General features: G+C 62.0%; 18 protein-coding genes and 1 tRNA gene. 11 read left to right on the top strand and 8 right to left on the bottom strand.

Annotation, left to right across the window (positions count from 1 at the left end; all coding sequences use genetic code 11):
- Genes ACZ5TB_RS05440 through ACZ5TB_RS05430 form a run of 3 tightly spaced genes read left to right on the top strand, consistent with a single transcriptional unit; the run spans position 1 to position 2,849 of the window.
- Positions 1-1,632 carry a nitrite/sulfite reductase gene (locus ACZ5TB_RS05440; RefSeq protein WP_464792290.1) on the top strand — a complete coding sequence of 544 codons (1,632 nt, stop codon included), beginning with the start codon at positions 1-3 and terminating at the stop codon, positions 1,630-1,632.
- Positions 1,625-2,065, top strand: coding sequence for a DUF934 domain-containing protein (locus ACZ5TB_RS05435; protein ID WP_464792289.1), 441 nt, complete (start codon positions 1,625-1,627; stop codon positions 2,063-2,065). The genes ACZ5TB_RS05440 and ACZ5TB_RS05435 overlap by 8 nt, the downstream gene beginning before the upstream one ends.
- Complete coding sequence (locus ACZ5TB_RS05430) at positions 2,058-2,849, top strand: phosphoadenylyl-sulfate reductase (RefSeq protein ID WP_464792288.1); 792 nt, start codon at positions 2,058-2,060, stop codon at positions 2,847-2,849. Before ACZ5TB_RS05435 ends, ACZ5TB_RS05430 begins: the two co-directional genes overlap by 8 nt.
- A 170-nt stretch (positions 2,850-3,019) precedes the next feature.
- Here ACZ5TB_RS05430 and astD read toward each other — a convergent pair whose 3' ends face one another.
- Positions 3,020-4,453 (bottom strand): succinylglutamate-semialdehyde dehydrogenase, encoded by a 1,434-nt coding sequence (gene astD, locus ACZ5TB_RS05425; protein ID WP_464792287.1) that lies wholly within the window; start codon positions 4,451-4,453, stop codon positions 3,020-3,022.
- Between the two features lie 167 nt (positions 4,454-4,620).
- Positions 4,621-6,015 carry a protein adenylyltransferase SelO gene (locus tag ACZ5TB_RS05420; RefSeq protein ID WP_464792286.1) on the bottom strand — a complete coding sequence of 465 codons (1,395 nt, stop codon included), beginning with the start codon at positions 6,013-6,015 and terminating at the stop codon, positions 4,621-4,623.
- Between the two features lie 67 nt (positions 6,016-6,082).
- Here ACZ5TB_RS05420 and ACZ5TB_RS05415 point away from each other — a divergent pair, with 67 nt between their 5' ends.
- The 4 genes from ACZ5TB_RS05415 (at position 6,083) to ACZ5TB_RS05400 (ending at position 9,794) form a co-directional block, all read left to right on the top strand.
- Positions 6,083-6,952: an alpha/beta fold hydrolase gene (locus ACZ5TB_RS05415; RefSeq protein ID WP_464792495.1), complete on the top strand. Its 870-nt coding sequence runs from the start codon at positions 6,083-6,085 to the stop codon at positions 6,950-6,952.
- The gene (locus tag ACZ5TB_RS05410; RefSeq protein ID WP_464792285.1) at positions 6,945-8,084 is read left to right on the top strand and encodes a glycosyltransferase family 4 protein; all 1,140 of its coding nucleotides are present in this window, start codon (positions 6,945-6,947) and stop codon (positions 8,082-8,084) included. Before ACZ5TB_RS05415 ends, ACZ5TB_RS05410 begins: the two co-directional genes overlap by 8 nt.
- A 94-nt stretch (positions 8,085-8,178) precedes the next feature.
- Positions 8,179-9,582: an NAD(P)H-dependent flavin oxidoreductase gene (locus ACZ5TB_RS05405; protein ID WP_464792284.1), complete on the top strand. Its 1,404-nt coding sequence runs from the start codon at positions 8,179-8,181 to the stop codon at positions 9,580-9,582.
- Entirely contained in the window at positions 9,582-9,794 is a 213-nt protein-coding gene (locus tag ACZ5TB_RS05400; RefSeq protein ID WP_464779683.1) for a DUF2093 domain-containing protein, read from the top strand. The genes ACZ5TB_RS05405 and ACZ5TB_RS05400 overlap by 1 nt, the downstream gene beginning before the upstream one ends.
- Positions 9,795-10,339: 545 nt before the next feature.
- Here the strand turns inward: ACZ5TB_RS05400 and purU are convergent.
- From purU to ACZ5TB_RS05385, 3 genes are all read right to left on the bottom strand, one after another.
- Entirely contained in the window at positions 10,340-11,206 is an 867-nt protein-coding gene (gene purU / locus ACZ5TB_RS05395; protein WP_464779682.1) for a formyltetrahydrofolate deformylase, read from the bottom strand.
- A 71-nt stretch (positions 11,207-11,277) separates the two neighbouring features.
- Positions 11,278-12,297 carry a 2-oxoadipate dioxygenase/decarboxylase family protein gene (locus ACZ5TB_RS05390; RefSeq protein WP_464779681.1) on the bottom strand — a complete coding sequence of 340 codons (1,020 nt, stop codon included), beginning with the start codon at positions 12,295-12,297 and terminating at the stop codon, positions 11,278-11,280.
- Positions 12,298-12,370: 73 nt separating this feature from the next.
- Positions 12,371-13,417, bottom strand: a complete 1,047-nt coding sequence (locus tag ACZ5TB_RS05385; protein ID WP_464779680.1) for an SPOR domain-containing protein — start codon at positions 13,415-13,417, stop codon at positions 12,371-12,373.
- A gap of 180 nt (positions 13,418-13,597) precedes the next feature.
- Between ACZ5TB_RS05385 and ACZ5TB_RS05380 the strand changes: the two genes are divergently transcribed.
- The 3 genes from ACZ5TB_RS05380 to ACZ5TB_RS05370 are packed head-to-tail and all read left to right on the top strand — an operon-like array spanning position 13,598 to position 16,167.
- Positions 13,598-14,320 carry an AAA family ATPase gene (locus tag ACZ5TB_RS05380; RefSeq protein ID WP_449472118.1) on the top strand — a complete coding sequence of 241 codons (723 nt, stop codon included), beginning with the start codon at positions 13,598-13,600 and terminating at the stop codon, positions 14,318-14,320.
- Between the two features lie 16 nt (positions 14,321-14,336).
- Positions 14,337-14,855 carry a hypothetical protein gene (locus tag ACZ5TB_RS05375; protein WP_464792283.1) on the top strand — a complete coding sequence of 173 codons (519 nt, stop codon included), beginning with the start codon at positions 14,337-14,339 and terminating at the stop codon, positions 14,853-14,855.
- Between the two features lie 13 nt (positions 14,856-14,868).
- Entirely contained in the window at positions 14,869-16,167 is a 1,299-nt protein-coding gene (locus ACZ5TB_RS05370; RefSeq protein ID WP_464779678.1) for an SPOR domain-containing protein, read from the top strand.
- Positions 16,168-16,406: 239 nt separating this feature from the next.
- On the opposite strand, the gene ACZ5TB_RS05365 is transcribed toward ACZ5TB_RS05370, so the two are convergent.
- From ACZ5TB_RS05365 to moaA, 3 genes are all read right to left on the bottom strand, one after another.
- Positions 16,407-16,481 (bottom strand) — tRNA-Asn (locus ACZ5TB_RS05365).
- A 79-nt stretch (positions 16,482-16,560) separates the two neighbouring features.
- Complete coding sequence (locus tag ACZ5TB_RS05360) at positions 16,561-17,337, bottom strand: NAD kinase (protein WP_464792282.1); 777 nt, start codon at positions 17,335-17,337, stop codon at positions 16,561-16,563.
- Complete coding sequence (gene moaA / locus ACZ5TB_RS05355; RefSeq protein WP_464792281.1) at positions 17,334-18,347, bottom strand: GTP 3',8-cyclase MoaA; 1,014 nt, start codon at positions 18,345-18,347, stop codon at positions 17,334-17,336. Before moaA ends, ACZ5TB_RS05360 begins: the two co-directional genes overlap by 4 nt.
- Positions 18,348-18,468: 121 nt before the next feature.
- On the opposite strand from moaA, the gene ACZ5TB_RS05350 reads away from it, so the two are divergent.
- On the top strand, positions 18,469-20,487 hold the full coding sequence (locus ACZ5TB_RS05350; RefSeq protein ID WP_464792280.1) for a putative bifunctional diguanylate cyclase/phosphodiesterase: 2,019 nt from the start codon (positions 18,469-18,471) through the stop codon (positions 20,485-20,487).
- Positions 20,488-20,489 lie beyond the last annotated feature (2 nt).

The following is a 20,489-nucleotide window of genomic DNA, read 5'->3' as shown; positions in this document are numbered from 1 at the left end:
ATGTATCGTTATGACAGCTATGACCAGTCCATCGTGGACGCCCGCGTCGAGGAATTTCGCGATCAGGTGCAACGCCGCCTGGCCGGGCAACTGACCGAAGATCAGTTCAAGCCGCTGCGGCTGATGAACGGCCTCTATCTCCAGCTGCACGCCTATATGCTGCGTGTCGCTATCCCTTATGGCACGCTGAACGCGCCGCAAATGCGCAAGCTGGGCGAGATCGCGCGCAAATATGACAAGGGCTATGGCCACTTCACCACGCGCACGAACCTGCAATATAATTGGATCAAGCTGGCCGACGCGCCCGACATCCTCGCCGAACTGGCGACGGTCGAGATGCATGCCATCCAGACCAGCGGCAATTGCATCCGCAACATTTCGTCCGACCAATATGCTGGCGTCGCCGCTGATGAGGTGACGGACCCCCGCCCATGGGCCGAGCTGCTGCGCCAATGGTCGACCTTCCATCCGGAATTCACCTATCTGCCGCGCAAGTTCAAAATTGCGGTGATCGCCAGCGAAGAAGATCGCGCGGCAATGCGGCTGCATGATATCGGCTTGAAGCTGGTATCACGCGATGGGCAGATCGGTGCGGAAGTCTATGCCGGTGGCGGCATGGGCCGCACGCCGATGGTTGCGCCTCTTATCAAAGAGTTCGTGACCGAAGATGAGATCGTGCCTTATCTCGAAGCGTGCCTGCGCGTCTATAACCGCTATGGCCGCCGCGACAACAAGTACAAGGCGCGGATCAAGATCCTGGTTCATGAGCTGGGCGTCGAGGAATATAAGCGGCAGGTCGAGGAAGAGTTCGCGCATATGCGGGAGCTGGGCCTTAACCCGCCACGCGAGGAGCTGGACCGCATCCGGCCTTTCTTCGCCAACCCCGCTTATGAGCAGGGCCTGAGCGACGAGATTGACCGTAGCGACCCGGCCTTCGCCCTGTGGGTCGACCGGCAGGTCGCGGCGCACAAGCAGCCGGGCTATGCGATCGTCAACATCAGCCTGAAGCCGCGCGGCGGTATTCCGGGCGATGCTTCGGCCGAGCAGATCGAGTTGGTGGCGGACCTGGCGGAACGCCATTCGCTGGACGAACTGCGCGTAACCCATGCGCAGAACCTTGTCCTGCCGCATGTGAAGAAGGCGGACCTTTACGCCATCTGGCAGCAGCTGGATGAGGCTGGGCTGGCGGAGGCCAATCTGGACCTGATCGGTGACATCATCGCCTGCCCGGGTCTCGACTATTGCAGCCTTGCCAATGCGCGGTCGATTCCGCTGGCACAGAAGCTTTCGGAACGGTTTGCGGACGCTGGCCGTCAGAAGGAGCTGGGCGAGCTGAAGGTCAAGATTTCCGGCTGCATCAACGCATGCGGGCATCATCATGCCGGGCATATCGGCGTGCTGGGCGTGGACCGTAAGGGCGTGGAGAATTTCCAGCTGTCGCTTGGCGGTTCAGGCGCGCAGGATGCTGCCGTCGGCCAGATCACGGGGCCGGGCTTTTCCGAAGATGGCGTCGTGCATGCCATTGAAAAGGTCACCGACCTCTATCTCGCTCAGCGTCAGGAAGGCGAGCGCTTCCTCGACACCTATCGCCGTCTTGGCATGAAGCCCTTCAAGGAGGCGATCTATGGTTGAGTTCCTGACTTTCCGCGACGGTGAAGCGGCGCAGGAACCCGCCGTCACGGTCGAATCCTTCACTGGCCAGTCCAATTCGACTGCGGTGCGGATCGAAGCGGGCGAGGATGCGCGCGAATTGCTGCCCTATCTCGATCGGCTGTCGCTGGTTGAGGTCAACTTCCCCGCTTATGGCGACGGGCGCGGCTATTCGGCGGCCCGTATCCTGCGCGAGGCTGGGTATCAGGGTGAGTTGCGCGCTGTGGGCGATGTGCTGGTCGATCAGCTCAGTGCCATGCGTCGCTGCGGCTTCGACAGCTTCCGCCCCGACAAGGCGCTGGACGATGCCGCCGTCGATCGCGCCCTAAATCGTTATGCCGACGTCTATCAAAAGACCGTCGATGGTCGCAGCCCGGTTTGGGCGAAGCGGCACCCGGAGAGTATAAATGGCTGAACCTGCCCGCCAGCTTGACGTAATCGACGCCCGGCCTGCCTTCACGCAGGCCGACGCGGACGCGCTGAACGCGCGTTTCGAAGGCGTGGATGCATTGACGATGCTCAAGACCGTCTTTGCCGAAGGTCTGGCAGGCAAGGTGGCGGTTGTGTCTTCTTTCGGCACGGAAAGCGCCGTGCTGCTGGATCTGGTGGCGCGGGCGGACAAGAGCGTGCCGGTGATCTTCGTCGATACGCTCAAGATGTTCGCGGAAACGCTGAACTATCGCGATACGCTTATCAGCCGGATGGGTTTTTCCGACAGCCGGTCGGTCACGCCCAATGCGGAAGTGCTGGCGAAGAAGGACGAAACGGGCCTGCGCTGGTCCTATGACCCCGACGGCTGCTGCGACATCCGCAAGGTCGAGCCGATGCAGCGCGCCAAGGACGGCCTGGACGCTTGGATTTCGGGGCGCAAGGCATTTCAGTCCACCACGCGCCAGAACATGCCGCGTTTCGAGGTGGAAGACGGCCGCCTGAAGATCAATCCACTGGGCGATTGGGCGAAGGACGATCTGGAAGCCTATTTCGCGGAACATGACCTGCCTCGCCATCCGCTGGAGGCGCAGGGTTATCTGTCGGTAGGCTGCGAGCCGTGCACGTCGAAGGTGTTGCCGGGTGAAGACCCGCGCGCGGGCCGCTGGCGCGGCTGGGACAAGGTGGAATGCGGCATTCACTCGCCCGTGACGCCTATCCCGGCGCCCGTGGTTGATCCGGAAGATCCGGCTAATCAGCCTGTCTTCTGATAGACTGAGCCGACTTCGGCTGGCGAAATGAACAGCAACATCGCGTCATCCCGACGGAAGCTGGGATGACGCGATGCTCGTTCGACCTCTTGCGCCCGAGATGTGTAAGCTTACGGCTTTCGCTGGCATGACGTCAGAAAATGGCTGGAATGACGCCCGGGATAACTCCCTCAATCCCCCATCCCACTGACATCCACTTCCTTCAACCCAATCCCGATCGATGCCCGTGGCTGCTCGATTTCCGCCGATGAAACCGGATAGGCGCAATAATCCGCCGCATAAAAAGCGCTAGGCCGATGATTGCCCGAAATGCCTAGGCCCCCGAACGGCGCGGAGGACGAGGCGCCGTTGGTCGGCCGGTTCCAGTTGACAATGCCTGCCCGGATATTCGCCCAGAACTGATTATATTGCTCGGGCGACCCGCCGATCAGCGAAGCCGACAGGCCATAACGGCTATTATTCGCCTCCGCGATCGCTGCCGGAAAATCGGGAACGCGGATTACCTGTAGCAACGGCCCGAATAGCTCCACGTCGGGCCGTTCCGTCATCGCAGTCACGTCGATGATCGCGGGGCTCAACAACGGCCTGTCTTCCGACAGCCGCACCAGATGCTTTATCGGCCGCCCGCCATGGCTCATCAGATAAAGGAAGCTTTCGGTCAGCTGGTCCGCCGCATGATTGTCGATGACCGGTCCCATGAAGGGGGCAGGATCGGCATGCGGATGATCGACGATTAGTCGGTCGGCGATCTTCTTGACCTCGCCGATCAACAGGTCGGCTAAATCCTCCTTAACGATCAACCGGCTTGCCGCCGTGCAACGCTGGCCGCTCGACAGGAAAGCCGACTGCACCACAAGGACGGCGGCACTGGCGATATCGCCGGTATCCCATACGACGATCGGATTATTCCCGCCCATTTCCAGCGCCAATATCTTGGCCGGATTGCTGGCAAACTGCCGATTGATCGCCAGCCCCGTCGATGCCGATCCGGTGAACAAAATGCCGTTCACGTCGGCATGGGCCGCAAGCGCCTTGCCCTCGTCCGGCCCGCCCAGCACCAACCGCACGACATCCTGCGGCACGCCCGCCTCATGGTAGAAACGCACCAGCATCTCTCCCACCGCTGGCGTCTTTTCGGACGGTTTGAACAGCACACCGTTCCCGGCCAGCAGGGCAGGGATGATATGGCCATTGGGCAGATGGGCGGGGAAATTATAGGGGCCTAGCACCGCCATGACGCCATGCGGTTTGTGCCGCACCGACTGGCGGGCACCCATCGCCGATTCCAGTCGTCGTTGCCCCGTCCGCTCCGAATAGGCGGCCACCGAAATGTCGATTTTGTTCATCACAGCCGTGACTTCGGTTCGCGCGTCCCACAGCGGCTTTCCCGTCTCCCGCGCGATCAGGTCGGTCAACGCCTCTTCATTGGCGCGCACGACATTGACGAAGCGCCGCAGCGTCTCGATGCGATAGGAAATCGGTTGTGCAGCCCATGAGGGCCAAGCCGCCCTGACCCTTGCGACCTCCGCCTCTACATCGCTGGCAGTCCCCTGCCATAAAAGTGCGCCAGTGGCGGGTTCAGTCGAAGTCAGCGTCGCGGACATACAGCCGATATGGCGGATAACAGCCCATTAGGGAAGCGCCACAAAGCACCAAAGGCTCCCTCTCCCCTTCAGGGGTCGATGAGAGGCACGTGATCTCATCGAGGCGGGGGGAGAGGGGGCGAGCGCAGCGAGCGTCCCAGCGTCGCGTCCCCATAACCCGAATGACCTTAAGGCACCTCCGGCCCATCCCCCATAGCCTCACCCATCCGCCGAACCGTCGCCACTTTCTCATGCAACAGCGACCAGTCATCCCGCTCGGCAATGGCGCTCCAGATCGCCTCAACCTCGTCAATATGCATCGAACAGGGCGTCGCATCGCTCCAATAGCCATGCTCCTTGCCGCCACTCGCCTCCATCCCCGCGACAACGTCCCGGAACGGAGCCCATGCCTCACCCGAATAGTCCGCCCCGCCACGCGGCTCGCCACCGCGCCAGTCATGGAAGAAGCGATCGATCGGCGTTTCACTCGCGGCCATGCCATTGACGGCCGCCTGGATCATCGCGTTCGCCTCTTCTGAAGGGACCACGCCCAGCCGCCAGCAAAAGCGCCGAACCATTGCCTGCCCGAACAGGTCCGGGAACCGCTCCAGTTGCTCAATCAACGGCTCGGCTTCAACCAGCGGCCTTAGCGATACAGCCAGCTGCGCCACGTCCCAGTGGATCGCTTCCGCTTGCCGTCCGAAGGCATAAAGCCCAGCATGATCGAAATAGGCCGCCGTGAAACCCGGCTCCCATAAAGGCGTGAAGCGCCAAGGCCCATAATCGAAGCTCTCGCCCGTCACATTGATATTGTCGCTGTTCAGCACGCCATGCACAAACCCCGCGACCATATAGCTCGCCGTCAGATCGGCCGTCCGTTCGACCACACGGCCCAGCAATTGCGCGGGCGCGTTATTCCCCGGCTTCTCGTCATAAAGCGTCCGCAGCGAATAATCGGTCAGCCGCTCCAACAGGGGCTTGTCGTCGAAATAGGCGGCGCGCTGGAACGATCCAATACGGATGTGCGAATGGCTGAGGCGCACCATGACCGCAGCGCGGGTGGGGGAGGGTTCGTCATTGCGCTCCAGCGCCTCGCCCGTCTCGATCAGTGAGAAGGTCTTCGATGTGTTGACGCCCAGAGCCTCCAGCATCTCGGTCGCCAATATCTCGCGAACCCCGCCTTTCAGCGTCAGGCGGCCATCGCCAAACCGGCTGTAGGGCGTCTGGCCCGACCCCTTCGTTCCCACGTCCAAAAGCCGTCCTGCATCGTCGCGCAGCTGCGCGAAAAGGAAACCGCGCCCATCTCCTATATCGGGATTGTAGGCCCGGAACTGATGTCCATGATAACGCAGCGCCAAGGGCTGGGGCAGGTTGCCGGGCAGGGGGGCGAATCGCCCGAAATGACGAATCCACTCGTCATCGCTCAGCGTTTCCAACCCCACGCTGGCTGCGGCCCGGTCGTTACGGTATCGTAAAATCGTCTGCGGGAAGTCGGCGGGGGCGACCTCATCGGCGAAATCCGGCTGCAATCCGAAGATTTCCTTTGCCGGATTGTATCTGTTTGCTTGCGAGGATTTGTCCATGCGGCGATATGGGGGAGCGGGGCAGGAAGTTGCAACCGCTGGACATGTATTTGAGGGCGCACGACCGTTGACCAGCTTCACCGACGGCTATTGGTGGTCTCCCGACGGCCTCAGGCTCCATTATCGCGATTATGGCGGCGGTGAAGACGGCCGCCCGCCGCTGCTCTGCCTTCCCGGACTGACCCGCAACGCCCGCGATTTTGAACCCTTGGCCGATCGTCTGGCGGGCGATTGGCGTCTTATCTGCCCCGACATGCGCGGCCGGGCCGAAAGCGCGCAGGCCAAGGACCCGATGACCTATGTCCCGCTGACCTATTTGCAGGACATCAGCCGCCTGTTGGCTGACCTTGCCATCACCCGCTTCGTCGCGATCGGCACTTCGCTCGGCGGCCTCATTACCATGCTGATCGCTGCGACTCACCGCGAATGGCTGGCCGGTGCGCTCTTGAACGACGTGGGGCCGAAGCTCGAGCAGGCGGGCCTGGACCGCATCCGGGCCTATGTGGGCGTTGGCCAATCACATCAAAGCTGGGTCCAGGCCGCCCGCGCCCTCGAAGAGGCGAACCGCGATATCTACCCCCGCTATGGCCTCGAACAATGGCTAGCCATGGCCAAGCGCCTGTACCGCCTCAACAGCGGAGGCCGCGTCGTGCTGGACTACGACATGCGCATCGCCGAACCCCTCCGCTTGGCCGGAGGTGAGGCCGGGGTCGACCTATGGCCCGTAATGTCGTCCTTCCATGGCATTCCTTCACTGATCCTGCGTGGCGAACACTCCGACGTTATCAGCGCCTCAACAGCCGAACGTATGCGGGCAGATATGGGCTCGAGCGCTGAACTGGTGACCGTTCCCGACGTCGGCCACGCGCCTATCCTGGACGAGCCGGAAGCCGCCGCCGCCATCGACAGCCTACTCGCTCGAATCCTGCATGGCTGACACTCCACGGCGGCCGCCCCGCCTTCTTCATGTTCACGGCAGTTTTTCCCTCGGCGGCAAGGAAGCGCGCGCCGTCCGCCTGATGAACCTGTGGGGCAACCGAGCCAGCCACACGATCGTCAGCGCAGCGCCCGAAGCAATGGGCGCCCGATCGGCGATCGCGCCGGAAATCGATGTGAGCTTCCCCGATCCTCCGCTGCTAACCGGCCGCCCTAGCCCAAGGCGCTTCCGGGCACTGGGACGCTTCATGTCCAGCTTTGACCTTGTTCTCACATATAATTGGGGCGCGATGGATGCCGTCATGGCCCATCGTTTCTGCTCATCCTTTCTCCCGATGCCCCCGCTCATCCATCATGAGGATGGCTTCAACATCGAGGAGGCTGAGCGCCTCAAGACAGGGCGGAACCTCTACCGCCGACTGGCGCTTCAGCGCGTCCAGGCCGTCGTCGTGCCGTCCATCCGGCTCAATCAGATTGCCCGCACGATGTGGCATCAGCCTGCGCGGAAAGTTCATTTGATCCGCAACGGGATCGAGGTCGCGCAATATCTCCAACCCGTTCCCGACGCCATTCCAGGGCTGGTGCGCTCACCGGGCAAGTTGCTTGTCGGCACGCTGGCCGGTTTGCGCCCGGTGAAGAATATCCCCCGGCTGGTCCGGGCCGTCGCGCCGCACCGTGATAAGCTGCAACTAGTGGTCATCGGAGAAGGGCCTGAGCGCGACCCGATCATGGCGGAGGCGGCGCGGCATGGGCTCGATGACATCTGCATGCCCGGGTTCCTGCCCAATCCTTCGCGTTTCATAGGCTTGCTCGATATCTTTGCGCTGTCCTCGGACAGTGAACAATTCCCCATCTCGCTGGTGGAAGCGATGGCCGCTCGCCTGCCAGTGGCGTCAACCGATGTCGGAGACGTCGCTCAGATGGTTGCGCCGGAAAACCAGCCATTCATAGCCTCTGATGAGGCGGCACTGTCCGACGCGCTAGGGCTGCTGGCCGCAAGTTCCGAGCTTCGTAACCGCCTGGGTGACGCGAACCTGCACCGGGCTCAGCGCGATTTCGAAGAGGCTGCAATGGTGGATGCTTATGCGGCGCTTTATGGACAGGTACTATCCAGCCCCCATATTTTGCGGTAGGGCGCGGCCGTAAATTCGTCATCAGTCGTGAAAGCTGCTATAGAGCGGCGCTTAGTCGGCGGGTGACCCAGCAGCTGTTGCGCGGGAGATTAGGTTGTTCAAGGGTTTGAAGCCCATCATCTATGGTGGTCGTGAAGTATGGCCGCTGGTCGAGGGCGGGAAGGGCGTGGCCGTCTCCAATCACGCCAGTTCCGGTGCATGGGCCGCTGCGGGCGGCATCGGCACCGTGTCGGCCGTCAATGCCGACAGCTATGACAGCATGGGCAATGTCATTCCCCAGATCTACCACGGTCGTACCCGTCGCGATCGTCATGAAGAATTGGTCGCCTATGCTATCGACGGCGCGGTCGAACAGGTGAAGCGCGCTTTCGAAATCGCTGGCGGCAAAGGCGCGATCAACATCAACATCCTTTGGGAAATGGGCGGCGCGCAGCGGGTTCTGCACGGCGTTCTGGAAAAGACCAGAGGCATGGTGGCAGGCGTCACTTGCGGCGCTGGCATGCCCTATAAGCTCAGCGAAATCGCAGCTTCTTACGGCGTGAGCTACCTCCCGATCGTCAGTTCCGGCCGTGCTTTTCGCGCCCTGTGGAAGCGCGCCTATTCAAAGGCTTCCGAGTGGCTGGCGGCCGTGGTGTATGAGGATCCGTGGCTGGCGGGCGGTCATAATGGCCTTTCAAATGCCGAAGACCCACGGGCGCCTCAGGACCCCTATCCGCGCGTCAAGGCGCTCCGGGAAACAATGCGCGAAGGCGGCATATCCGACGAAGTGCCCATCGTCATGGCGGGCGGGGTCTGGCACCTTAAGGATTGGAACGACTGGATCGACAATCCGGAACTGGGCACCATTGCGTTTCAGTTCGGCACGCGTCCGCTGCTGACGCAGGAAAGCCCTATTCCTCAGCTGTGGAAGGAACGCCTGACCCAGCTGGAACCGGGCGATGTGCTGCTTCATCGCTTCTCGCCGACCGGCTTCTATAGCTCGGCGATCCGTAATCCCTTCCTGCGTCAGCTCGAGGCGCGGTCGGAACGTCAAATCCCGTTCAGCACGGAACAGGCGGGCGATCACACGCACCAGCTTGATGCAGGCGTGAAGGGCAAGAATTTCTGGGTAACGCGCGGCGATCTGTTGCGGGCGCGCGAGTGGGTGGGGCAGGGACTGACTTCCGCTCTCAAGACACCCGACAACACGCTGGTATTCGTCACCGAAGAGGAGAGGGCGGAGATCCGCAAGGATCAGACCGACTGCATGGGCTGTCTCAGCCAGTGCGCATTCTCAAGCTGGATGGACAGTGAGACGAACTCCACCGGCCGTCTCGCCGATCCCAGGAGCTTCTGCATCCAGAAATCCTTGCAAGAGGCGGTGCATGGCGGGGACCTGGACAAGAACCTTCTGTTTGCCGGACACGGTGCTTACAAGTTCAAGCAGGATCCTTTCTATTCCAACGGTTTCGTGCCGACGGTGAAGCAGCTCGTAGACCGTATTTTGACGGGCGACTGATGGCGGAGATTCAGGGATTGGCGGTGCTGGAATATCACACGCCACATTTTGACATAGTGCGCCCGGGCCAGTTCGTCCTTTGTGCGGTTTCGGGCGCACGTATCGATCTTGACGACCTTAAATATTGGAGCGCCGAATTTCAGGAGGCCTATCGGGGTCCCGCTGAGGCGACGGAGTCCTTCCTGCGTCATCGCGGTTTGGTCACGGCCTGACCGGCGCGCCACTTTTTGTTCCTTTTCCTGGTTTGATGCGTTATCCTGTCCACGCAGGCGACAAAGATCGCCGCGTGCGGAAGGATGTCGGCGATGTCGCGAATTGATGTCTATGGCGATCGGATATGTGTCGTCACCAGCTTCCTCATTGTGGGCTGGTTTATTTACGACATTCTATTTTGACCGGGCCTCGGCAACGTCGGCAAGCGTAAGTCGCTGCCATTAAAGCAAAGCTATGTTTCCTTTCGAAAGCGGCACAGTAGAAAAGGCTCGAGCTTAAGGCTCCGCGGCTTTTGAAGGATGACAGCTTGCTCCGCGTCAACAACGGCTAAAGCGCACGGCCCCCATGCGACCACGCAAGGTTTCGTGTTCCTCCGCATAAGGAGAAGACGATGAGCCCTCGACCCATTCTTGCACGCCGCAAATGCCCTCGCGACACGCGGCGCGACATTTACATTCCGCACTCATCCTGGTCTCGGAAGCCTGGTGCCACTGCTGATGCCGTGATCGCGCCCGAAGATTTTTGGGCGAAACTCGGCATCTGATCAGCGGAAAACGACGGTCTTGCCACCGTTCAGGAGCACCCGGCGGTCAGCGATCCAGCCGACTGCCCGCGCCAGAACCTGCGCCTCGATGTCGCGGCCGATGCGGATCATGTCTTCGGCCGTGGCACGATGGTCGACGCGCTCTACCGCTTGTTCGATGATCGGCCCTTCATCGAGGTCGGCGGTCACGAAATGCGCCGTCGCGCCGATCAGTTTGACGCCGCGCTCATGCGCCCGGTGATAGGGGCGCGCACCCTTGAATCCGGGAAGGAAGCTGTGATGGATATTGACGCAACGTCCTTCCAGCTGTTCGACAAGCTTTTCGGACAACACCTGCATGTAGCGTGCGAGGATCAGATAATCCGATCGGGATCGGCTGAAAACGTCCAGCAAAGCGGCTTCCTGCGTTGCCTTGTCCCCATTCGGCGGAAGCTCATGATAGGGGATGCCATGCCATTCGGTAATCCGGCGCATGTCGGGATGGTTCGACACGACCCCCATGATGTCGATGGCCAACGTCCCTGTCTGCCATCGGTGCAAAAGATCGGCCAGGCAGTGCGAGCCCTTGGAAACGGCGAGCAGCATCCGCGGCTTTTCCTGTGCGGCGGTGATACGCCAGTCCATGCCGAAGCGCGCGCCTACAGGATCGAACTCGCCTTGCAGTTGCTCGGTATCCGCGATCCGGTCATCAGTTGCCTCAAAGGCCACCCGCATGAAAAAGCGCTCCGCTTCCCTGTCGGCATATTGCTGGCTGTCGGTGATGAAGCATCCGCGTTCCGCCAGGAACTGGCTAACCGCTGCAACGATTCCCACACGGTCGGAGCAGACAAGCGTCAGCACCCATGATGGGATAATCGGATTGTTCAAAGGGAGCCTCCGCGAATGATCGGGAAAGCCGTTGCCTTATGCCGCTCCCATGATCAAGCCGTTAAAGGAACTCAGCCATTGGCGCTCGTCATCGCGAAAATTCCGGTCGCGTTCCCCGCGTCGAATGACAGGTCCAGCAACCCGCTTGCGGGATCGACGTCCCGACTGATGAATTCGTAGAAAGAGCCGGGTACTTGCCTCACCTTGTTTCCGGCAAATAGCCGTTCGACCGGGTCTGCTCGAAGGGCGGTCTGCTTCACGCGGCCATTGCGGGAGATTTCGACCTCATCCTTGATCGGCCATCCTTCAGCTTTCAGTCGCTGGGCCAAGGCCGCGACATCGGCCACCCGGTCGGTGGCATGGTTGAAGGCGTTGCCCTCCGTCGCGATCCACGCGGCTTCAGGCGACCGCGATAGCAACAGTTCATAGTCCTCCAACGTGGCAGGATCATGCTGCCGATCGAAGGCAGACACCAAGACCGGCAAGGCCGTCCGCGCATGCTCGAATGGGACAAGCTGTCCAGCTTCATAGGCGCGCAATATTGCCAGCGTTTCGGCATCGAGGGGATCGCGCGAGGTGTCAAAAACGCGCGCCGCGACTACGCCAAACTCGGCATCAAACCGATCGACATGCAGTTCCGAAACGAAGAATTGAGGAATGTCCTGAGGCGCATCGGAATGGGCATAGGCGCGCCCTGTCATTTTCAACCGGTCCAGAGGATAAACGCCAGCCAGCGTGTAGCCCAGTGGCTTTAGGATACGGGTGAAGGCGTCCTCTCCGGCGGGCAAAGCTCCCGTGGGGCCTTGGGGCAGGCGGATCGTCCTCAACGCCCCATGATCGAACACCACCTTGCCACCGCTGGCCAGCCTGTCAGCCACATAAGCAGCGCCGCTCGGAACCCGTTGCAGTAGGCCGTGAAACAAAATGACGTTCAAGGCCATGGCAAGTGCTGCCCGAGAGACATAGGGGCCAGTCTCCACGAGCAAAGCCGGTGCGATCGAAAGCGCAGCAAGCACTTGCTCCGCAGCACTATCGCCCAGCGTGGCCCTGACCAACGCTTCTACATTTCCCTGCTCGCTATCGACGGCCATGGCGCGCTCCATATCGGATATGGCCGTTATCGCGCGCCGATCCCCGACTTCCAAGAGCCAGTATTACGCCTCGTCACATTTTCCGGGGCATGCAATCGGCACCAGCAGCTTTGATGGCACTGCAAAGCCGTGACGCTTCCGCGCTGTTCGCCAACGGCCCAGCCTGCAACCTGGTCATGGCGCCGCCCTTCACCAGAAAAAGCTGATAGGCCGACAGGCCAGCCACTTTGCCGCGCAGACTGGTCCAAAGCGCGCGCGCGCGGGCTTCTTCGCTAAATGCCCCTAGCTGTACGCGCCAGGGTCCGCTGGCAGCTACCTTGGGCTCTGGCGTCTTGCTGGCCTTCGCCTTTTCAACGACTGGCTTCGGCGTTTGCGCGGCGGCCACGGCGGCCTTGGGCGCATCAGATTTCGGCTTCGGTAATGGCTTGGCGGGCGCAGGCTTTTCCGGAGTGCGCGCAGGTCGCAGATCGGCGCTCGCCATTGACGGCGTTTCTTCGCGCAGAATAGGCATGGTGGACAGGTGGTCATTGGCTTCCGCCAGCGCCGCTACCTCGTTCTGGCCCATCTCCCGCGCCAGCGCGAGCCCCTGCTGACGTTGATCATCAGGGATATATTTATCCATCTGCTTCAGACTGGCCGTCGCCTGCGCCAGTCCCGCAGCCGACGCGCGGCTCATCAGGGCATAGGCGCGGGGCCAGTTCTTGGCCGCCAGATCTCCGTTAAAAAGGGCGGTGCCGACGATATATTGAGCGCGCGGTTCGCCGCGGGCCGCCGATCGCTGAAGATAGGGGAGGGCGCTCGCCCGCTCGCCCTGCTGAAACATCAGCAGCCCAAGATTGTCCTCGGCGCGAACATGGCCTTGCGCGGCGGCCTTTCGATACCAATCAAGTGCGACGGCCATGTCGGCTTTGACACCGCGTCCAAGCTTGTTCGCCTGACCCATGTTGAATTGCGCATCAGGATCGCCTGCCTGCGCAAGCGGCCGCCAGACACTGACGGCTTTTTCATAATCACCCTGCTGCCAGGCATCGACCCCGGCTTTGACATCGGCAAGGGCAGGCGGCGCCAGACTCATCATCGTTGCGGCGGCCAAGATGCCCCAGATGTACTTCATGTGCATGTGCTCCTGAAAGAACAGCGTAGCCCCAGCCTATGAGCGAACAAGGTTAACGCTCGCTTAGCATTAGAAGGCGCATTCTTGATACCATGCTTCCTTTCGTAGGATGCGCCGAAGTTAACCAATTTTTAGGTGCCGCCGTGGCAGTCCAATAGGCAATTGGATTTTCTGGGGGAAACGCGCGTGCGCATACTCGCATTGGCATCGCAAAAAGGCGGATCGGGGAAGACCACCTTGTCTGGTCACTTGGCCGTTCAGGCGCAAAGGGCAGGCGCTGGCCCCGTGGTCCTGATCGACATCGATCCTCAGGGGTCCCTCGCCGACTGGTGGAATGAACGTGAGGCTGAATTTCCCGCCTTCGCCCAGACGACGGTTGCGCGTCTTGCGGCCGATCTTGAAATCCTCCGTCAGCAGGGCTTCAAACTTGCCGTGATCGATACACCCCCGGCGATCACCATGGCCATTCAAAGCGTCATATCCGTGGCCGAACTGATCGTGGTGCCCACCCGCCCCAGCCCTCATGACCTGCGCGCCGTTGGTGCGACGGTGGACCTGTGCGAACGGGCGGGCAAGCCGCTGATCTTCGTGGTCAACGCCGCCACGCCCAAGGCGCGGATCACATCGGAAGCTGCGGTAGCGCTTTCCCAGCATGGCACAGTTGCGCCGGTAACACTGCATCACCGCACCGATTTCGCCGCATCGATGATCGACGGCCGCACGGTGATGGAGGTTGATCCCAACGGCCGTTCGGCGGGCGAGGTCACCCAATTGTGGACCTATGTCTCCGACCGTCTGGAAAAGAATTTCCGTCGCACGGTCTTCTCGGTGCCCAACGGCACGGCGGGCACCAGCGGTGCGGTTCGTCCGGCGACAGGTGGCTTCGGCCGCCGCGTCGTAGGTCAGTAAAGGGAGGGAAGACATCATGGCCGAACCCAAGCCACTCGCTTCGCTGACCTCCGGACTTCTCGCCCGCAAGGGCGCTGCTCAGCCCGCCATGCGCCGCCCCATAATGGGCTTTGGCCATCAGGCAACGGCGGCGCTGCTGCAGGATGATCTGGGCTGGAACGACATGGGCTTCGACGTGAACGAGCCTGAGCCCGTGCCTGCCGAGCCTCGCGCCGTTATCGGGCTTACTCCGATGACGCTGCCGCCGGTAGCCGCGCCCATCCCTTCCGTCGTTGTAGAGCGAGAAGAATTGGCCGAGCGCATGGAAGAAGCGGTCAAGACGATCGCTCCCGCCATCCGTTCCGGAACCAAAGGCCGCAAGGCCGCCTTCACGCTGCGGCTGGACGCGGATCGGCATCTGAAGCTTCGCCTTGCGAGCGCCGTCGCGGGCCGTTCTGCCCAACAGATGGTGACCGAAGCACTCGATATTTTCCTCGCCAGCCTGCCGGAAATCGACCGGCTCGCGCAGCAACTGCCGCGCGACGAAGCAGAGTAAGAAGGATCAAGCCATGAAGCGCAGCGCTCTTTCCAAGGCGGCACTTTCGTCGCTGATTGTCGGGACCACGATGGTCGGCTGCACCGGCGCGGCATTCCGTCCGTCTGCCATCGCAGCGGCCAAGGAGGATCCCAGCCGTGCGACAGCAGCGATCGATAAGGCTCTGCTTAGCCGGGATGGCGTTCGCGCAGTCGCGGCGGCTGAGGCGGCGGTCCAAGCTGCTCCGCAAGACGCCAATTATCGGCAGTTGCTGGGTCGCGCCTATATTGCGAGTGGCCGTCTCATCTCCGCCGAAACCGCGCTCAGCGACGCAATGACTCTTGGCAATCGCGATCCCCGCACCATCGTCAGCCTCGCCTTGGTGAAGGTGGCGCTAGGCAAAAATGACGCGGCCCGCGAGTTGCTCGCGACCAATTCAGACGTCGTTCCCGCGAGCGACTATGGACTCGCCATGGCAATGGCTGGCGACGCGGCAGAGGGTGTCCGCATCCTGTCCGAAGCCATCCATGATCCCTCGGCCACTGCTCGCACGCGCCAAAATCTCGCCTATGCCTATGCGCTGGCGGGACGTTGGAAGGACGCGCGCGTGATGGCGGGCCTCGACCTTGAACCGCTCGCCGCCAACCAGCGCATCGCGCAATGGGCACAAACCGCTGCTCCCGATTTCGCGCAGCAGCGCATTGCCGGTCTGATGGGCATAGCGGTTGATGGCAGCGACGCGGGCCAACCCGTCGCGCTCGCCCTCGCGACCGAGGCCGCGCCGGTCCAGATGGCAGCGGCAAACGTGCCCGAAGCACCTGCCGCTTCTGGTGCGGAAGAGGTTGTCCCCGAAGCGACGCAGCAGGAACCAGTCCAGCAGGCAGTCGCCTTTACGCCTTATGTCGCTCCGGCGATGCCCATGAAAATCCCCCATGCTCCCGCAAAGGCCGCAGGGCTCCGTCAGCAGGCCGTCGCTCGCGCTCCGCTCGCGGCTCGCCCAGCGCTTCGTTTCGATGGCAATGGGAACAGCCCGTGGGTCGTTCAACTTGGCGCCTATTCAAACGCTGCGATCGCCAAGGAGAAATGGTACGATATCGCTCGCCGGAACAGCGCGATAGCCGCGTTGCCGGTCCTCACCAGCCAAATTACCGTGAACGGCGTCAGCTATGCCCGCCTTGCCGTCAGCGGTTTTGACGATCGCGCGGAAGCAATGGCGCTATGCCACGCAATCCGTGCTCGCCGTGGCCAATGCTTCGTTCGGGAAAAGGCCCCCGGCGCCGCGTCGCAGCGGTGGGCGCTGGCATCCAAACCACGCCAGTTCGCTTCGCGCTAACCTAAAGTTTTTCAGATCGATGACCTCATCCCCTCATGGGGATGGGGTTTGTCGTGTTTATGCTCTCTCGAGACGGTGAAGGGCGTCGCTTCGGCGGCGAGCAGTTCATCTCTACAGCCTCAACGTAAGAAGCAACGCAGCGATATTCCGGGAAGCGAATATGAGCGCGCCCTGTCCGCCCGCTCGGACGAATTCCGCTATATTCCGCAAATTTCTGGAGCCGCCCAAGTGGGCGAAAGTGGCTCCCCGAGTAGGATTCGAACCTACGGCCATTCGATTAACAGTCGAATGCTCTACCGCTGAGCTATCGGGGAGCAGCCCGGCTCTCGCTGGGCAGGCCGCGCCTATAGCAGCGAGATTCTTCGGATGGCAAGGACAGAATTGCGAATTTTTTCAGGCGATGAATTGTTCCGCTGCGATCCGGTCATCCAACGTATGTTCCGGGTCGAAAAGGAGGGTGAGCGGCGTCCCTCGATCGATCTGCACCTCGACCTCGGCGACGTCACGAACTTCGCGTTGGTCCGCCACCGCGCTGACGGGGCGCTTCACCGGATCAAGCACGGTGAAACGGATCGCCGTGTTTTCAGGCAGGATCGCCCCACGCCAGCGGCGGGGACGAAAGGGGCTGATCGGCGTTAACGCGACCAGGCCCGAACCCAGCGGCAGGATAGGGCCATGAGCGGACAGATTGTAGGCCGTCGAGCCAGCAGGCGTTGCGACCAGCACGCCGTCGCATACCAGTTCAGTAAGCGCCGTTCGGCCGTTCACATGGACTTCCAGCTTCGCGGTCTGGCGCGTCTCGCGCAGCAGCGACACTTCGTTGATGGCGGGAATCGAAAAGCGTTCGCCATCGACGGTATCCACCGTCATGCGCAGCGGATTGACCTTGAAAGGCTTGGCCGCCTCGATCCGCTGCTCTAGGCGTTCCAGCCGCCACTCGTTCATCAGGAAGCCGACGGTGCCAAGGTTCATTCCGAACACAGGCATGATCCGGCGGTTCTCCAGCATGGAGTGCAGCGTTTGCAGCATGAACCCGTCGCCACCCAGCGCGATGATCATGTTCGCCTGCTCCACAGGAACGAACTCATAGGCGGCGCGAAGCCGTTCCTCCGCGGCCTTGGCGGCTTGGGTGGGGGACGCGAGCAGAGCGCGGCGCGGCTCTTCGGTCATCCGCCGGTCACGCTCATATGGCGGCTAACGGCCGCGGCAGGCGCATCGCCGCCGATGCGAAAATCATGCTTGGCGGGCTTCAAACGCAGCGCACGATCGATCAGCGGCTCGACCGCCCCGATGCCACCTTCACGGAAGGCGGTCTTAAGGTCGACATGATCCTCATGTCCCAGGCACATGAATATCTTCCCTTCGCAGGTCATGCGCATACGGTTGCAATCTGCACAGAAATTGTTGGTCAGGGGTGTGATAAGCCCCAATTTCACACGCATTCCTTCGACCGCATGATAGCGTGAAGGCCCGCCCGTGCGATGCTCGATAGGCCGCAGCTCATGCTGCTGCCGCAGTTGCTCCACTACTTCCGTCATCGGCAGATAATGATCAGTGCGATCCTCGCCAGTCTCGCCCAGCGGCATCGTCTCGATCAATGTCAGGTCAAATCCCTGCTCATCGCACCACTGGAGCATCGGCAGGATTTCATCATCATTGACGCCCTTCAGCGCCACCATGTTGATCTTGATCGCTAGACCCGCCGCCTTCGCCGCCGCCAGCCCCTCAAGCACCGGCCGGATGTCCCCATTGCGCGTGACATGGGCGAACCGTTCGGGGTCCCGGCTGTCGAGGCTGACATTGATCCGCCGTACGCCCGCGTCAAAAAGCGCCTCGGCATGCTGGGCCAGTCGCGTGCCGTTGGTGGTCAACGTCAGTTCGTCGAGACCCTCGCCCAAATGGCGTCCAATGCGCCGTACCAAATCGACAATATCCCGCCTGACCAACGGTTCGCCACCAGTCAGCCGGATCTTGCGAACGCCCCGGCCGATGAAGAGGTCGGCGAGCAGCGCGATCTCCTCCAGCGTCAGGACCTGATCCTTGGGCAGGAAGGTCATGCGCTCAGCCATGCAATAGCGGCACCGCAGGTCGCACCGATCCGTGACCGAAATCCGCAAATAGCTGATCCGGCGGCCCAACGCATCGGTCATGGCCGTGCGTCCAAGATCGGGCTTGTTCATGCTCGACTAGCTAGGCCATGGCAAAGTCCGGTGCAAGCACTGCCGGTTGCAGGAGCGTGAACGGGTCGCTAACGCCTGTCTGCTATATGCCCGCCATGCGCTGTACCCCGGGAGTTTTGATGTGAGCGGTGAATCCGCACTGCATGGACAGCGCAGCCTTTTCATTCTGTCGCCCGGTGACAGAGATGGCTTGTCGCGCGCGGCTGGTCTGGCTGGCTGGCGTGCCATCGCTGCCCGGCGCACGAAGGATGCGGCGCAACGGTTCCTGCATAGCGATGCGCAGATCGCCCTTGTCGACATGCGCGATGCGGCGGACGGAGCCAGCGGCCTTGTCGATGTCTTTTCCCCGGCCGTAGAGGCGGGCGGTGGAGCGCTCATCGCCCTGATCGACGCGCAGGCGCTGGAGTCTGTCACGGGGCTGCTGGAAGCGGGGGCGACTCATTTTCTCGTCGCTCCATTTTCATCTGATCAACTGCGGGCGACGCTCGCTTCGGCGCAGCGTCTCGTGGACCGCCTGGGTGGGGGTACGATGCCCAGCCAGCGCGCCCAACGTATTCGCCGTGGCGACGCGCTATTCTGGGAATTGGAGCGGGGAGGGCGATCCCTGCGTCTCAGTGACAATCTTGCCCGGCACCTCAACCTGGATCGGCAGACGATCAGCCCTGCGCAGTTTGCTCGCTGCCTACCGCGCGCAGAACGGCGTTCTGTCATTGCGGGCTTGCGCGGCATGATGCGATCGGGTCGGCCAGAATCCTTTGCTCATGCGGCGCCGGGGAGACCGGGCGACCGGCTCGTTCATCATCTCCGCCTGATCGATGGCGTCGTGGCTGCCGATGTCGAGTGGTTGTCCGACACGCATGGGGACGACGCGACCGGCCGGGACGACCTGACCGGCCTTCGTTCGCGGCAGGCGGCGCTGGAGTGGTTGGAAAAGCGTTCCGGCCTTGCGACGACCATCCTCCTGCTCTCCATCAGCCAGTTCGACCGCATGAACGCCGCCTATGGTCAGGTGGTCGGCGACGCCCTGCTCGGCCGGATTGCGAGGAGGATCGAGCGAATGGCGGCAGACGCCGCGCCCGGCGCGATCGTGGCCCGCATCGCCGGGACCGAATTTCTCGTCGGACTCACGGGCGAGGCGGCCGCGAGCGACCGGGCAACCTTCCTCGCGCGCCAGTTGATCGGTGTCATCGGCCGCCCCTTCAGCGCGGGCGATCACCTAATCCGCCTGACGGCCCGCTGCGGCATCGCTCAGTCGCGAGCAGACGATGATGCAACCCGGCTGCTCCGGCGGGCGGGAACCGCTCTGGCGGACGCGCGGGCAGGGGGCGGTGAGGGTATCCGCATCTTTTCCGCCGAAAAGCGCAGCCGTCAGGTCGATGCCGACCAATTGGAAACCGACCTGCGCCTTGCGCTGCACAGGGGAGAAATCGGCATCGTCTTCCAGCCGCAGTATCCGGTAGGGGGCGATCACATGACGGGGGTGGAGGCGCTCGCCCGCTGGAACCATCCTCAATATGGCCCCCTCGGCGCAGGCATGCTTTTCGCGACAGCCGAACGATCCGACTATATGCTTCCGCTTTCGGCCCACATTCAGGCCGAAGCCTTGCGTCAGGCGGCGGCTTGGCCCCGGACCCTCTCGCATCTTCGTCTGTCGATCAACGTGACCGCTGCCGATATCGCGCAGCCGGGCTTCATGTCACAGTTCCTTGCCCTTGTTGACGAGAGCGGCTTTCCCCGTTCGCGCCTGACGGTTGAGATCACCGAAAGCGGCCTTATCGAAAATATTGCTGGGGCCACCGCGCTCCTCACTGCTCTTCGTGCGGAGGGTCTGGCGGTGGCGGTCGATGATTTCGGCACCGGCTATTCCAGCCTTGCCTACCTAAAGAGCCTCCCGCTCGACTATCTCAAGATCGACAGTGGCCTGGCCCAGGACATCGCGGGCACGGCCCGCGACCGGATCGTGGTCCGGGGCGTCATTCACATGGCCAAATCCCTTGGGATGAGTGTCATCGCCGAAGGTGTAGAAACGCAGCAGCAACTGGACCTGCTCGCACGCGAGGGTTGTGATTATTATCAGGGCTTTCTGCGATCGGCCGGGATATCCTCCGCTGAGCTGGCCGCGATGGCGCTGAAGGGCTGAGG

It is taken from the genome of Sphingobium sp. TomTYG74 (genome assembly GCF_055393875.1).
The sequence above is the reverse complement of the archived record's forward strand: the minus strand, read 5'-3'. Positions and strand labels throughout refer to the sequence as shown.

What these genes read in the sequence shown, in the direction of transcription:
- astD (WP_464792287.1), bottom strand. Translation starts at nt 4,453, where the DNA reads ATGTCCGCGACGCTGACTTCGACTGAACCCGCCACTGGCGCACTTTTA.
- ACZ5TB_RS05440 (WP_464792290.1), top strand. Translation starts at nt 1, where the DNA reads ATGTATCGTTATGACAGCTATGACCAGTCCATCGTGGACGCCCGCGTC.
- ACZ5TB_RS05435 (WP_464792289.1), top strand. Translation starts at nt 1,625, where the DNA reads ATGGTTGAGTTCCTGACTTTCCGCGACGGTGAAGCGGCGCAGGAACCC.
- ACZ5TB_RS05400 (WP_464779683.1), top strand. Translation starts at nt 9,582, where the DNA reads ATGGCGGAGATTCAGGGATTGGCGGTGCTGGAATATCACACGCCACAT.
- moaA (WP_464792281.1), bottom strand. Translation starts at nt 18,347, where the DNA reads ATGAACAAGCCCGATCTTGGACGCACGGCCATGACCGATGCGTTGGGC.
- ACZ5TB_RS05375 (WP_464792283.1), top strand. Translation starts at nt 14,337, where the DNA reads ATGGCCGAACCCAAGCCACTCGCTTCGCTGACCTCCGGACTTCTCGCC.
- ACZ5TB_RS05430 (WP_464792288.1), top strand. Translation starts at nt 2,058, where the DNA reads ATGGCTGAACCTGCCCGCCAGCTTGACGTAATCGACGCCCGGCCTGCC.
- ACZ5TB_RS05390 (WP_464779681.1), bottom strand. Translation starts at nt 12,297, where the DNA reads ATGGCCGTCGATAGCGAGCAGGGAAATGTAGAAGCGTTGGTCAGGGCC.
- ACZ5TB_RS05420 (WP_464792286.1), bottom strand. Translation starts at nt 6,015, where the DNA reads ATGGACAAATCCTCGCAAGCAAACAGATACAATCCGGCAAAGGAAATC.
- ACZ5TB_RS05385 (WP_464779680.1), bottom strand. Translation starts at nt 13,417, where the DNA reads ATGCACATGAAGTACATCTGGGGCATCTTGGCCGCCGCAACGATGATG.
- ACZ5TB_RS05410 (WP_464792285.1), top strand. Translation starts at nt 6,945, where the DNA reads ATGGCTGACACTCCACGGCGGCCGCCCCGCCTTCTTCATGTTCACGGC.
- ACZ5TB_RS05370 (WP_464779678.1), top strand. Translation starts at nt 14,869, where the DNA reads ATGAAGCGCAGCGCTCTTTCCAAGGCGGCACTTTCGTCGCTGATTGTC.
- ACZ5TB_RS05360 (WP_464792282.1), bottom strand. Translation starts at nt 17,337, where the DNA reads ATGACCGAAGAGCCGCGCCGCGCTCTGCTCGCGTCCCCCACCCAAGCC.